The sequence below is a fragment of the Janthinobacterium sp. EB271-G4-7A genome, from assembly GCF_020858075.1.
In the GTDB taxonomy this organism is placed as follows: domain Bacteria; phylum Pseudomonadota; class Gammaproteobacteria; order Burkholderiales; family Burkholderiaceae_D; genus Janthinobacterium; species Janthinobacterium lividum.
The window spans coordinates 775952-788260 of sequence record NZ_JACYMI010000001.1 but is presented as its reverse complement, the minus strand read 5'-3'; the positions used below and the strand labels follow the sequence as shown (position 1 = coordinate 788260).

Below are 12309 nucleotides of genomic sequence, written 5' to 3'. Positions count from 1 at the left end.
GCTCCGACGACTCTTGATCGATAACTCCTCTTTGCCAGGCAACATCATGCGCAGCGATACGGCGCCGATACGCGTCCTTATTGCCGACGACCACCAGTTACTGCTCGACGGCATCGCGGCCCTGCTACGCGCCTTTCCCGGCGTGGCGCTGGTGGGCCAGGCCACCGATGGCCAGCAGGCGGTGCAGCAGTTTGACGCGCTGCAGCCCGATGTCACGCTGATGGATTTGCAGATGCCGCGCATGAACGGCCTTGACGCCATCGGCGCCATCCGCGCACGCCATCCGCAGGCGCGCATCATCGTGCTGACCACCTACAAGGGCGACACGCAGGTGCTGCGCGCCATCCGCGCGGGCGCATGCGGCTATGTGCTGAAAAGCGCGCTGCGCCACGAATTGCTGGCGGCGATACAGAACGTGCACGCGGGCCGGCGCCACATCACGCCCGAGATCGAGGCGGAACTGGCGCTGTATGCCTGCAGCGACGTGCTGTCGAACCGCGAACTGGACGTGCTCAAGCAGGTTGCGCAAGGCAATTCCAACCGCGAGACGGGCGCCCTGCTGCAAATCAAGGAAGAAACCGTCAAGGCGCACATGAGCACCATCCTGGCCAAGCTGGGCGCCCGGGACCGCACCCACGCCGTCACCATCGCGCTACGGCGCGGCATCCTCGACGCCTGAGCGGCGCCAGCGCTGCCACCAGCGGCGCAGCGGGCCGTGCGCCAACGGCCAGGCGCGGTGCGCCGGCACCCGCAGGCGCCACTGCGTGCCGCCCCCATCGCGCCCGCCCACAGTCAGGCGCGCGCCAAGTTTCACCGCGCGCTCGCGCATGCCGGGCATGCCCCAGTGGCCGGGAATCTGCCCGTTCGCCGCGACCACCGGTGGCAAGCCCTGGCCATCGTCGCGCACGAGCAGTTCGATGCCTCCGCACGCATAGCGCACCGCCACCTCGACCACCTGCGCGCGCGCATGCTGGAAGGCATTGCGCAGCGCTTCGCTGGCGATGCGGTAGATTTCATGCGCCGCACGCGCATGCAGCATGCGCGCCTCGCCTTCCTCCGCATAGCGGAACACGATGCCGTGCTGCGCCGCCAGACGCTCGCCTTCGCGCCGCAGGATGGCGCTCCAGCGCGCGCCCGCATCGTCGCCCGCGCGCAGGTCGTGCACATGGTCGCGTCCCTCGCCCAGCATGCGGTCGGCATCGTCAAGCGCGCGCAGCATGGCGGCGCGCGCGGGATCATCCTCGGCGATGGCCATGCTGGCATTGTGAAAGTGCAGGATCATCGCCTGCGTGCCCTGCAGCAGGGTATCGTGCAGCTCGCGCGCGATACGCTCGCGCTCGGCCTGCTGCGCCTCCATCCGCGCCTGCAGGCGCGCGGCGTGCTGGCGCAGCCGCCAGCGGCAAACGCCGTATGCGGCCGCCAGCAGCGCCGCCGCGCACAGGCTGCGGAACCACCATGTCTGGTAGAAGGCGGGCAGCACGCGGAACGGCAGTTGCGCCACCGTGCTGGCCACGCCGTCGCCATTCGCCGCGATTACTTCGAAGCGGTAGCTGCCCGGCCCCAGGCCCGTGTACTGCGCCAGGCGCCGGCCGCCCGCCTGCTGCCACTGTGTATCGTAGCCGTCGAGCCGGTAGCGGAACTGCAAACGCTCCGGCGTGCCCAGACTGGCGGCGTTGTAATGGAATTGCACGTCGCGCGTGCCTGCCGCCAGCTGCAGGCCGACGCTTGCGGGCGGATCGACGCGTCGGCCGTCGGCCAGCAGCGCGCCGATTTCCACGCGTGGCGCCGGCAAGGGAGCAAGCGTCTGGCGCGGATCGATCCAGAACGTCGCGCTCTGGCGCGAAAACCAGATTTTGCCATCGTCCCCTTCGGCAACCGAGCGGTTGTGCAGCATGCTGATGCTGCCGTTCAAGCCATCGACGGCGTCGTACGAGGTGGCGCGCATGGCATGGGCGGCGTCGCGCAGCGCCAGGTCCACTTCCGCGGCGGGAATGTGCGCGGCGCCGCTGCCGTGATTGAGCCACAGGCTGCCGTCGCGCGCGCGCAGCAGGCCCACCACGCCCTCGGTGGCGCTGGCCGGCTCGCTGCGCAGGGTGACGAAGCGGCCACCGCGCCACAGCGCCACGCCACGCTGCCCGCCCGCCCACACCTGCCCGCGGTATTCGATCAGCATGGGAATCTTGCCCAGGTCCAGGCCCTGCGCGGGACCGAAGGTGTGCAGCCGCCCCCGTTCCAGCATGGCGACGCTGCCATCGGCATACGATAGCCACAGGCGCCCGGCCGCGTCGGCCAGCAGCGCCAGCGGCACTTTCGCGCCGCCATCGGGCAGCAGCGGTTCGCGCCGCCAGGCCCCGTCGCGATACTGGAAAACGCCGGCGCCGCTGAACACGCCCCAGATGCTGCCATCGGGCGCGAGCACCCCGGCGCGCATGCGCTTGACCGCGGCAGCGCCAGATGGATAGGCGATCGTGCGCAGTACGCGCCCATCCTCGCCGGCCAGCTGCTGCAGGCCGGCGCGGGCCGCCACCCACAGGCCGCCCGGCGCTTCCAGGATGGCGCTGATGGGCCCCAGGCGCGGCGCGCGCAGCACCGTGCCGTCGGCCCGCGCCAGCAGCAGCGGCCCCAGGACGTCATCGCGCGACAGCCACATCGCGCCTGCCGCTCCGGCCAGCATTTCCTGGGTACGGAACACTTCGGCCACGCCGGGCGCGGCACGCGTGCGCAGGACCACTGGCGCGGCCTGGCGGAAACGGTCCAGGCCTCCGTACGTGGCAACCCAGACATTGCCTTCATTGTCGTCGCACATGGAGCCGACGAGAACATTGCTCAAGCCATCGCGCGGCAGGAACGATTCCGTGTCGCTGCTGATGCCCAGCTGTCCCGGTGCCAGCGCGCCGCTGCTGCGCGTGCGGTGCAAGCCGTACTGGCTGTCGAACCACAAGGTGCCCGCGCGATCGACCAGCATGCTGCCGCTGGTGCCGCTGGTATCGCGGTAGATCCACCGATGATCGAGCTGCTCGTAGCGTTCCAGCGACTCGATGATGCGGATGCCGCGCATCTCCAGCAAATAAATGCGGCCGTCGGGTCCCTGCTGCGGCGGCGCGCGCAGGTCAAGCCGGCCGATGGGCGGCGCGAAGCGCGACTGCGTCGCCTGCCACATGAACAGGCCGTTTTCACTGAACACGGCGATGCGGCCATCGCGGTCGGCAAACACGGCGGACGCCTTTTGCGCCGTGTAGCCCTGCGCCGGTCCCATCGCCTGCCAGCGCCGGCCGTCGAAGCGCGAGATGCCGGACACGCCGGCCGCCCACACGGCGCCGTCGCCGCCGATGGCAAAGCCCCAGATGGCGCCCGCCGGCACGCCCTGCGCTTCGGCGTAATTGCGCACCACGCCATCCTTGACGTGGCTGATGCCGCCCACTTGCCAGCCTATCCACATGCCGCCGTCGGCGGCGCGCTTGAGCGCCAGCGCCACCGTGTCGGGAAAGCTGCCCTGGCGCGCGCGCACGGGCTCGAAGCGCAGGCCGTCGAAACGGCGCACGCCCGCATGCGTGCCCAGCCACAGGAAACCGTCATTGCCCTGAGCCATGACGATGATATCGTCGGGCGCGCCGTCGCTGGCCATCCAGCGCGTGTGCTGCAGCTGATGGATGCCGCGTGCGGCATCGATGGCCAGCCCGCAAGGACTGGCCAGCATGAACATCAGCCACAGCAGGAAGGCGCGCATGGCGGCTGTCAGGGCACGGGCACGGCGGTCCGTCCGCTACGCTGCTCCACGACGATCAGCCCGCCCAGCAGCACCAGCGGCACGGCCAGCGCCGCGAAACCGAAGACCAGGTAGCCAAAGCCGGCAGCGATGGCGCCCAGCGCAAAGGCCAGCAGCGGCCAGAAGAACTTGCCGCAGCGCGCGCGCGTGCCCTCGTCGGCCGCGCCGCGCAGCACGTCGACGGTGTCGAGCACGATCTGCGTCACGTTCCCCGTCATCATGGAGGTCGGCGCCAGGTGCGCCAGCAGCAGCCGGCTGGTGGCGCTGTGCACGCCCATGGCGGCCGTGCCCAGCAAGCCGGCGAGCATCGCCAGCGTGCCCACTTCCTTGCCGAGCGGCTCGGCCAGCACGCCGAACACCATGAAACCGGCCAGCAATATCCATTGCAGCAGGAAGGCCAGCGTCAGCGCCGGACCGCCGCGGCGCTCGATGGCCAGCACCATCAGGCGCGTGACGACGATGCCCGCGATAAAGGCGGGAAAAGCGAGGATTTTCAGCAGGATGGGGATGCGCGTCGGTTCGGCCAGGGCGGCGCCGATCAGCACGAAGTTGCCCGTGACATGGGCCGTAAACAGGCCAAACAGGGCGATAAAGCCCAGGGTATCGACATACCCGGCCAAAAAGCCCAGGCTGGTGCCGTATAAACGGCTATGTGGTGGCTGATCCATCGAATGACTCCCGATACCGTGCAATGCACTAAAAAACGAAAAACGCGCCAGGAAAGCGCCCCGGCGCCGCTGCCTGCATGGTAAGCCATGCGGCCGGCCGCCGCCCCCGCCATTCGGCCAGTGCGCAACGCGCCACCTGATCTTTTGGCCCGTGTTCAAGCGCGGGACGTCCGCTACACTGGCCGACGTGACTTTCGCGCCGCGCACGCCGGCCCCCTCCCCCCCTGCACCGCAACCATGGAGCTGCACCATGCCAGAACACACCCTCCCCGCCGCCGCACCCTTGATCCTGCTCAATGGCTGCTTCCATACCGTCGATAAAAGCTGCCCGCAAGCGAGCGCGGTGGCCATCGTCGACGGCAAATTCCTCGCCGTGGGCGATCTTGAAGACGTCATGCGCCACCGCGCGCCCGACAGCCGCGTGATCGACCTGGGTGGCCGCACGGTGATTCCCGGTCTGAACGACTCGCACCTGCACCTGATCCGCGGCGGCTTGAATTACAACCTGGAATTGCGCTGGGAAGGCGTGCCTTCGCTGGCCGATGCCCTGCGCATGCTCAAGGAGCAAGCCTTGCGCACGCCGAACCCGCAATGGGTGCGCGTGGTGGGCGGCTGGAACGAATTCCAGTTCGCGGAAAAGCGCATGCCTACCCTCGATGAAATCAACGCGGCCGCGCCCGACACCCCTGTCTTCATCCTGCACCTGTACGACCGCGCCCTGCTCAACCGCGCCGCCCTGCGCGTGGTCGGCTACGACAAGAACACGCCGAACCCGCCCGGCGGCGAAATCGTGCGCGACGCTGCCGGCAACCCCACGGGCATGCTGATCGCCCGGCCAAACGCCATGATCTTATATGCGACCCTGGCCAAGGGTCCGACCCTGCCGCGAGAATTGCAAGTCAATTCCACGCGCCAGTTCATGCGCGAACTCAATCGCCTCGGCCTGACCAGCGCCATCGACGCGGGCGGCGGCTTCCAGAATTATCCGGAAGACTACGCGGTGGTCGAGGAACTGGCGCAAAAAGAGCAGCTGACGATACGCATCGCCTACAACCTGTTCACGCAAAACAAGGGCCGCGAACTGGAGGATTTTGAAAAATGGACGGAGATGGTCACGCCGGGCCAGGGCGACGACTACTACCGCCATAACGGCGCCGGCGAAATGCTGGTATTTTCCGCCGCCGACTTCGAGGATTTCCTCGAACCGCGCCCGGACCTGGCATCCGGCATGGACGACGAACTGGAAAAGGTCGTGCGCCACCTGGTGTCCAAACGCTGGCCCTTCCGCCTGCACGCCACCTATGACGAATCGATCGACCGCATGCTGACGGTCTTTGAAAAGGTCAACCGCGACATTCCGTTCGACGGCCTGCACTGGATGTTCGACCACTGCGAAACCATCACGCCGAAAAACATCGACCGGGTCAAGGCGCTGGGAGGCGGCATCGCCATCCAGCACCGCATGGCTTTCCAGGGCGAGTACTTTGTCGACCGCTACGGTGCCGAAGCAGCCAAGGCCACGCCGCCGATCGCGCGCATGCTGGCCTCGGGCGTGCCGGTAGGCGGCGGCACCGACGCCACCAGGGTCGCCAGCTACAACCCGTGGACGGCGCTGTACTGGCTGGTGTCGGGCCGCACCGTCGGCGGCTTGCGCCTGTACGACGCGGGCAGCCGCTTGTCGCGCGACACGGCGCTGGAACTGTGGACGGCGGGCAGCGCCTGGTTCTCCAGCGAGCAAGGCAAGAAGGGCCGCATCCAGGAGGGCATGCTGGCCGACCTGGCCGTGCTGAGCGCGGATTTTTTCAGCATAGCTGAAGAGGCGATCAAGTCCATCGAATCGGTGCTCACCATCGTCGGCGGCAAGATCGTCTACGGCCAGGCGGAATTTTCCAATCTGGCGCCGCCTCCCATCCCCGTATTGCCGGACTGGTCGCCCGTGAAAAACGTGGCCGGCCATTACCGCGCCGCGCCGCCGCAAACGACCAGCGTGATGCAACAGCACCAGTGCCAGGGCGCCTGCGGCGTCCACGCCCACGCCCATGACGTGGCGCGCAAGAGTTCCGTGCCCGTCTCCAGCCACTCCGGCTTCTGGGGCGCGCTGGGGTGCAGCTGCTTTGCGTTCTGAGGCCATGCTGACGCGATTGCCCCTGCTGGCTGCCGGCGCGCTCGCGCTGGCGGCTACCCTGCCCGCCGCGGCACAGGACAATGTGCAGCTGTACGGCCGCCTGAACGTGGCGCTCGAAGCGCTGCACTCGTCCGCCAGCGGCGACAGCGTGCAGCGCGTATCCAACAACCGCTCGGTACTCGGTTTTCGCGGCAGCGAAGACCTGGGCGGCGGCTGGCAGGCGCTGCTCCAGGTCGAGGGCACCTTGTCGCCCGATACGGGCGCAGGATCAATCGCCGCGCGCGACACGCGCGTCGGTATTGCCGGGCCGTGGGGTACGCTCTTTGCCGGCAACTGGACCCTGCCCTACAACAGCGCCACATCCGCGCTCGACCCGTTCTACCCCACCACGGCCGGCTACATGAGCCTGATGGGCAACGGCGCCGGCGCCACCGAAAGCAATACCAGCAACACGTATTCCTTCGACCGGCGCCAGCAGAACAGCGTGCATTACTGGACGCCGCAGTGGCAAGGCTGGTCGCTGCGCGTGGCGCGCGGCATGGGAGAAGAACGGCTGGCCAGCGGCGCACGGCCAGCCCTGGCGTCGGCCGCCCTGCTTTATGACGATGGCGCCCTGTACGCCACCCTGGCGCATGAGGCACACCACGACTATCAGGGACGCGGACTCTCCGACCGTGGCAGCAAGCTGGCCCTGGCCTGGCGCGTCGACAGCGCCACGCAGCTGGCGCTGGCGCTGGAAAGCCTGCGCTATGCGACGCCCACGGGCGAACTGCACCGCCGCACGGTGTATGTCTCCGCCACGCGCCAGTTCGGCCGCCACGGCCTGCGCTTCGGCCTGGCGCATGCCCAAAGCGCCAGCGGCAGCGCGCTGGAAAGCATCGGCACCGTGCGTGCGGGAGCGGATACGGGCGCCACCCACGCCACCGCCGGCTACGACTACCAGCTGTCGAAACGCAGCAGCCTGTATGCCTACTACACGCGCCTGGCAAACGGCCGCCACGGCATCGCCGACTTTGCCATCAACAGCCTGGGACACGAAACAGGCAGGGCGGGCGCCACCATGTCGGGCATGGCGCTGGGGATCAGGCACAACTTCTGAGCGACGCTCAGTCCCAGCAGACCGACAGTACGGTATAGCCCTGTGACGGGTCAGGAGCGTTGTCGGGCTTGCCGTAAGGCCAGCCGGGGATGACGCCGTCGGCTTCCATGCCGGCGATCCAGCGCTCCACCTCGTCCTGGCGTGCGGACGTGAAGATATGCACGTTTTCCGCAGGCGGAAAACGTTTCGCGTCCACGTCCGCCTCGCCATAGTCGCACCAATCCTGGTGCAAGCCGACCAGCACCTTTTCCACGTCCGGCCTGGCGGCGATCTCGCGGAACCTTTCATACAGCTGCGCAATCGGCGGGCGGCCATAGCCCCACTGGTTCGGCGCGATCGACTCTTCGTCGGTATTGCCTGCAAAGTAGAGATCGAGATCAATCACGGGTGGCGCATCGCCATCGTAGGCGTCGAGCGAGGCCAGGTACTGGGACAGTTTTTCGGGCATGGGTAGAGTTCCGCTGATGTGAAAGCCAATGCAATATTGTAGCCTGCAGACGTATATGCCAGCGGAGCACCGCGCCTGGGTTCGAGCTCGCGGCCGGCTTCCAATACAGATTGGTCCCGTCAGCCATGGCGCTGAAATCGAGGACGACAAAAAACCCGCTGACTTTTGCAAGCAAGCGGGTTTTCTGATGAAACTTGGTGCCGTTGGCCGGAATCGAACTGGCGACCTTCACATTACGAATGTGCTGCTCTACCAACTGAGCTACAACGGCGAAGACCCACATTCTACAAACAATGCACAAAATTTGCTAGTGTCAACGCGAACTTTTTTGCATTTTTTTAGCGGCCCGGCTGCGGGCCGCTGAAAATCGTGGAAAAGTGCGGCTTTTTACTCCGCGTGGTAGGCGGTCACGCGGGCCACTTCGTCTTTCGAGCCGAGGAAGACGGGCACGCGCTGGTGCAGCTTGTGCGGGGCGATGTCCATGATGCGCTGCTGGCCGTCGGTGGCTGCGCCGCCGGCTTGCTCGACGATGAAGGCCATCGGATTCGCTTCGTACATCAGGCGCAGCTTGCCCGGCATCGAGGTGTCGCGCAGGTCGGCAGGGTACATGAAGATGCCGCCGCGGTTCAGGATGCGGTGCACGTCGGCCACCATCGAGGCGATCCAGCGCATATTGAAGTTGGTGCCGCGCGGACCCGTGTCGCCGGCCAGCAGTTCATCGACATAGCGTTTCACGGGCGGATGCCAGTGGCGCGCGTTCGACATGTTGATGGCGAATTCCTTCGTCGTCGGCGGAATCTGCATATTGCTTTGCGTGAGGACCCACGAACCCATCTCGCGGTCCAGGGTGAAGCAGTTCACGCCATTGCCGAAAGTCAGTACCAGCATGGTTTGCGGGCCGTACACGGCATAGCCGGCCGCCACCTGCTTGCTGCCCGCCTGCATGAAGTCCTGCTCGGTCGGCTGACCCATGCCGTCCGGCGCCTTCAGTACCGAGAAGATGGTGCCGATCGACACATTGACATCGATGTTCGAGGAACCATCCAGTGGGTCGAACAGCAGCATGTATTCGCCCTTCGGATAGCGGTTCGGGATCGGGTGGATCGATTCCATCTCTTCCGACGCCATGGCCGCCAGGTGGCCGCCCCATTCGTTCGCTTCGAGCAGGATCTCATTGGAGATGATGTCGAGTTTCTTCTGTACTTCGCCCTGCACGTTTTCCGTGTCGGCCGTGCCCAGCACTTCACCGAGCGCGCCCTTGCCGACAGCGTGGCTGATGGTTTTGCAAGCGCGCGCGACGACTTCGATCAGCAGGCGCAGTTCGGCCGGAATGCTGTTGTTCGAGCGCTGCTCTTCAACCAGGTATTGCGTAAGACTGATGCGTTTCATGAAATCCCTCTGTTTTGATGATTATTGCGGTGTTAATTGGCCAATGCCTTGCTGACGACTTCCATCACGTCATTGGACAGGCTGGCCTGGCCGGCGACTTTTTCCAGCGCGTCGCGCATGTGGCTTTGCAGCGCGGGTACGTAACGGCGCCAGCGGTCCATGGAGCGCGCCAGGCGGGCCGCCACTTGCGGGTTCAGGGCGTCGAGCGCGATGACTTGTTCGGCCCAGAAAGTGTAGCCGCTGCCGTCAGCCGCATGGAATTGCGACGGATTGGCGTTGGTGAAATTGAAGATCAGGCTGCGCGCGCGGTTCGGGTTTTTCAGGGTGAAGGCCGGATGCGTCATCAGCTGACGCACGGCGTGCACATCGGTCGATGGCGCGGCCGCCTGCATGGCGAACCACTTGTCGACCACCAGCGCCTCGTTCTCGAAATCGGCATAGAAGCTGGCCAGGGCCGCCTGCGCATGCGGCTGCGAGCCGGAATGAATCAGCGCCGCCAGTGCCGCAGCGCGGTCCGTCATGTTGCCGGCATTGTCGAACTGCAGCCGCGCCAGGTCCAGCTCCGCCGCTGCGGGCGCGATCAGCAGATACGACAGGGCCAGGTTTTTCAGCGCGCGCTTGCCGGCCGACAGGGCGTCCGGGCTGTACTCGCCCGGCGTCTGGTTGGCGTGGTATTGCGCCAGCAGCTCAGGTTTCAGCGCGGCAGCGATGGTGCGGCGCATGAACTGGCGCGCCGCATGGATGGCCTGCGGATCGACTTGCGCCAGGCGCTCGGCGATGATGGTTTCCGACGGCAGGATCAGGGCCAGCTCGCGGAAGGCAGGATCGAGCGTTTCATCGGCCAGCAGGGCGCGCTGCGCTTCGATGAAGGTGTCGTCCAGCGCCAGCGCATCGCCTGCGGCGACGGCGCCGGTCAGTTTCAGCAGGCGCTCCATGGCCAGGCGCTGGCCCGCTTCCCATCGGTTCACCGGGTCGCTGTCGTGGCGGAACAGGTGCAGCAGTTCGGCGTCGGTATAGCCGTATTCGAGCACCACGGGCGCGGAAAAGTCGCGCAGCAGCGACGGCACGGGGGCTTGCGTCACATTCGTGAAGCGGAAAGTCTGCGACGCTTGCGTCAATTCCAGCACGACGCTGGTGGCGCCGTTCGATGCCACGCCATCCACGTACAGCGGCAGGTCGCCGCCATCGGCAGCCAGCAGGCCGACGGTGACGGGAATGTGGAACGGCAGTTTCTTCGGCTGGCCCGGCGTGGCGGGGCAGCTTTGCGCCAGGGTCAGCTCGAACGTCTGGCTGGCGGCATCGTAGCGCGTGGAGGCGGTGACGATGGGCGTGCCGGCCTGGCTGTACCAGCGTTCGAACTGGCTGAAGTCGCGGCCATTCGCGTCGGCCATGGCGGCGCGGAAGTCGTCGCACTGGACGGCCTGGCCATCGTGGCGCTCGAAATACAGGTCCATGCCCTTGCGGAAGCCGTCGCGGCCCACGAGGGTCTGGTACATGCGCACCACTTCGGCGCCCTTTTCGTAGATCGTGACCGTATAAAAGTTATTGATCTCGACGAAGGAATCGGGACGCACGGGATGGGCCATCGGGCCCGCGTCTTCAGGGAACTGCGCCTGGCGCAGGGTGCGCACCTGGTCGATGCGCGTGACGGCGCGGCCCGTATCCGTGCCGATCATGTCGGCCGAGAATTCCTGGTCGCGGAACACCGTCAGGCCTTCCTTCAGCGACAGCTGGAACCAGTCGCGGCACGTCACGCGGTTACCGGTCCAGTTATGGAAGTATTCATGGCCCACCACCGCTTCGATGCCCGCGTAATCGACGTCGGTCGCCACGCGCGCATTGGCCAGCACATACTTGGTATTGAAGATGTTCAGCCCCTTGTTTTCCATGGCGCCCATGTTGAAGTCGCCCACGGCGACGATCATGAAGCGGTCCAGGTCCAGTTCCAGGCCGAAGCGCTCCTCGTCCCAGCGGATCGAGTTTTTCAGCGACTGCATGGCGTAGTCGGTTTTATCGAGGTTGCCGTCTTCCACCCACACTTGCAGCAGCACTTCGCGGCCCGACTTCAAGGTGTAGCGCTCTTCCTGGCACACCAGGCGCGCCGCCACCAGGGCGAACAGGTAGGACGGCTTCTTGAACGGGTCTTCCCACTTGGCGTAATGGCGGCCATCACCGAGGTCGCCCTCTTCGATCAGGTTGCCGTTCGATAGCAGTACCGGATATTGCTCCTTGTCGGCGCGCAGCATGACTGTGTACTTGGCCATCACGTCCGGGCGGTCCGGGAAGAAGGTGATGCGGCGGAAGCCTTCCGCTTCGCATTGCGTGAAGAAATTATGGTTCGACACGTACAGGCCGGACAGCGAGGTATTGTCCTGCGGCGCCAGCACGGTTTCGATATCGAGCGTAACATCGTCCGGTGCCTTGGGAATGGTCAGCATGCTGGCCGTCAGCTTGTACTGCGACGGCTTGAGCAGCTTGCCGTTCAGGCGGACTTGCACCAGTTCAATATGTTCGCCGTGCAATTCGATGCTGCGGCTGGTGCTGGCCGGGTTGTGGCGCATGCGGATCCGGCTCGCCACCACTGTGCGGGCGGGATCGAGATCGAAACCAAGTTCGACGCTGTCGACCAGGAAGCTGGGCGGCGTGTAATCTTTGCGGTAAATCGTCTGAGGGCTGTCTGTGCGCATAGGGATTTGGGTGGGAGCGGAGGCAAAAGCCTATTTTACCAACACCAGCCCCCGATAGTCGCGATTCAGGCCAGGAATGTTGGATTCCCTTACACGCCGACATGCTCGGTAACATTCTGTAATAATG

8 protein-coding genes and 1 tRNA gene are annotated in these 12309 nt (G+C 65.9%); 3 read left to right on the top strand and 6 right to left on the bottom strand.

Annotated features, from left to right (window positions below; all coding sequences use genetic code 11):
- Positions 1–46: 46 nt before the first annotated feature.
- The gene (locus tag IGS58_RS03665; RefSeq protein WP_034786496.1) at positions 47–679 is read left to right on the top strand and encodes a response regulator transcription factor; all 633 of its coding nucleotides are present in this window, start codon (positions 47–49) and stop codon (positions 677–679) included.
- Here the strand turns inward: IGS58_RS03665 and IGS58_RS03660 are convergent.
- The gene (locus tag IGS58_RS03660) at positions 653–3727 is read right to left on the bottom strand and encodes a sensor histidine kinase (RefSeq protein WP_230520683.1); all 3075 of its coding nucleotides are present in this window, start codon (positions 3725–3727) and stop codon (positions 653–655) included. The genes IGS58_RS03665 and IGS58_RS03660 overlap by 27 nt on opposite strands.
- Positions 3728–3735: 8 nt before the next feature.
- Positions 3736–4434 (bottom strand): YoaK family protein, encoded by a 699-nt coding sequence (locus tag IGS58_RS03655; protein WP_230520682.1) that lies wholly within the window; start codon positions 4432–4434, stop codon positions 3736–3738.
- 250 nt (positions 4435–4684) lie between these two features.
- Here IGS58_RS03655 and IGS58_RS03650 point away from each other — a divergent pair, with 250 nt between their 5' ends.
- Together IGS58_RS03650 and IGS58_RS03645 are read left to right on the top strand one after the other, a co-directional pair.
- A complete protein-coding gene (locus IGS58_RS03650) occupies positions 4685–6559 on the top strand; it encodes an amidohydrolase (RefSeq protein ID WP_230520681.1) in 1875 nt (624 codons plus the stop codon).
- Between the two features lie 4 nt (positions 6560–6563).
- Positions 6564–7658: a porin gene (locus IGS58_RS03645; protein ID WP_230520680.1), complete on the top strand. Its 1095-nt coding sequence runs from the start codon at positions 6564–6566 to the stop codon at positions 7656–7658.
- 7 nt (positions 7659–7665) lie between these two features.
- Here the strand turns inward: IGS58_RS03645 and IGS58_RS03640 are convergent, their stop codons facing one another.
- The 4 genes from IGS58_RS03640 to pepN form a co-directional block, all read right to left on the bottom strand.
- The gene (locus tag IGS58_RS03640; protein ID WP_034786491.1) at positions 7666–8106 is read right to left on the bottom strand and encodes a hypothetical protein; all 441 of its coding nucleotides are present in this window, start codon (positions 8104–8106) and stop codon (positions 7666–7668) included.
- 195 nt (positions 8107–8301) lie between these two features.
- Positions 8302–8377, bottom strand: a tRNA-Thr gene (locus tag IGS58_RS03635).
- 116 nt (positions 8378–8493) lie between these two features.
- The gene (locus IGS58_RS03630; protein WP_034747152.1) at positions 8494–9495 is read right to left on the bottom strand and encodes a class 1 fructose-bisphosphatase; all 1002 of its coding nucleotides are present in this window, start codon (positions 9493–9495) and stop codon (positions 8494–8496) included.
- Between the two features lie 32 nt (positions 9496–9527).
- Positions 9528–12182 (bottom strand): aminopeptidase N, encoded by a 2655-nt coding sequence (gene pepN / locus IGS58_RS03625; protein ID WP_230520679.1) that lies wholly within the window; start codon positions 12180–12182, stop codon positions 9528–9530.
- Between the last annotated feature and the right edge of the window lie 127 nt (positions 12183–12309).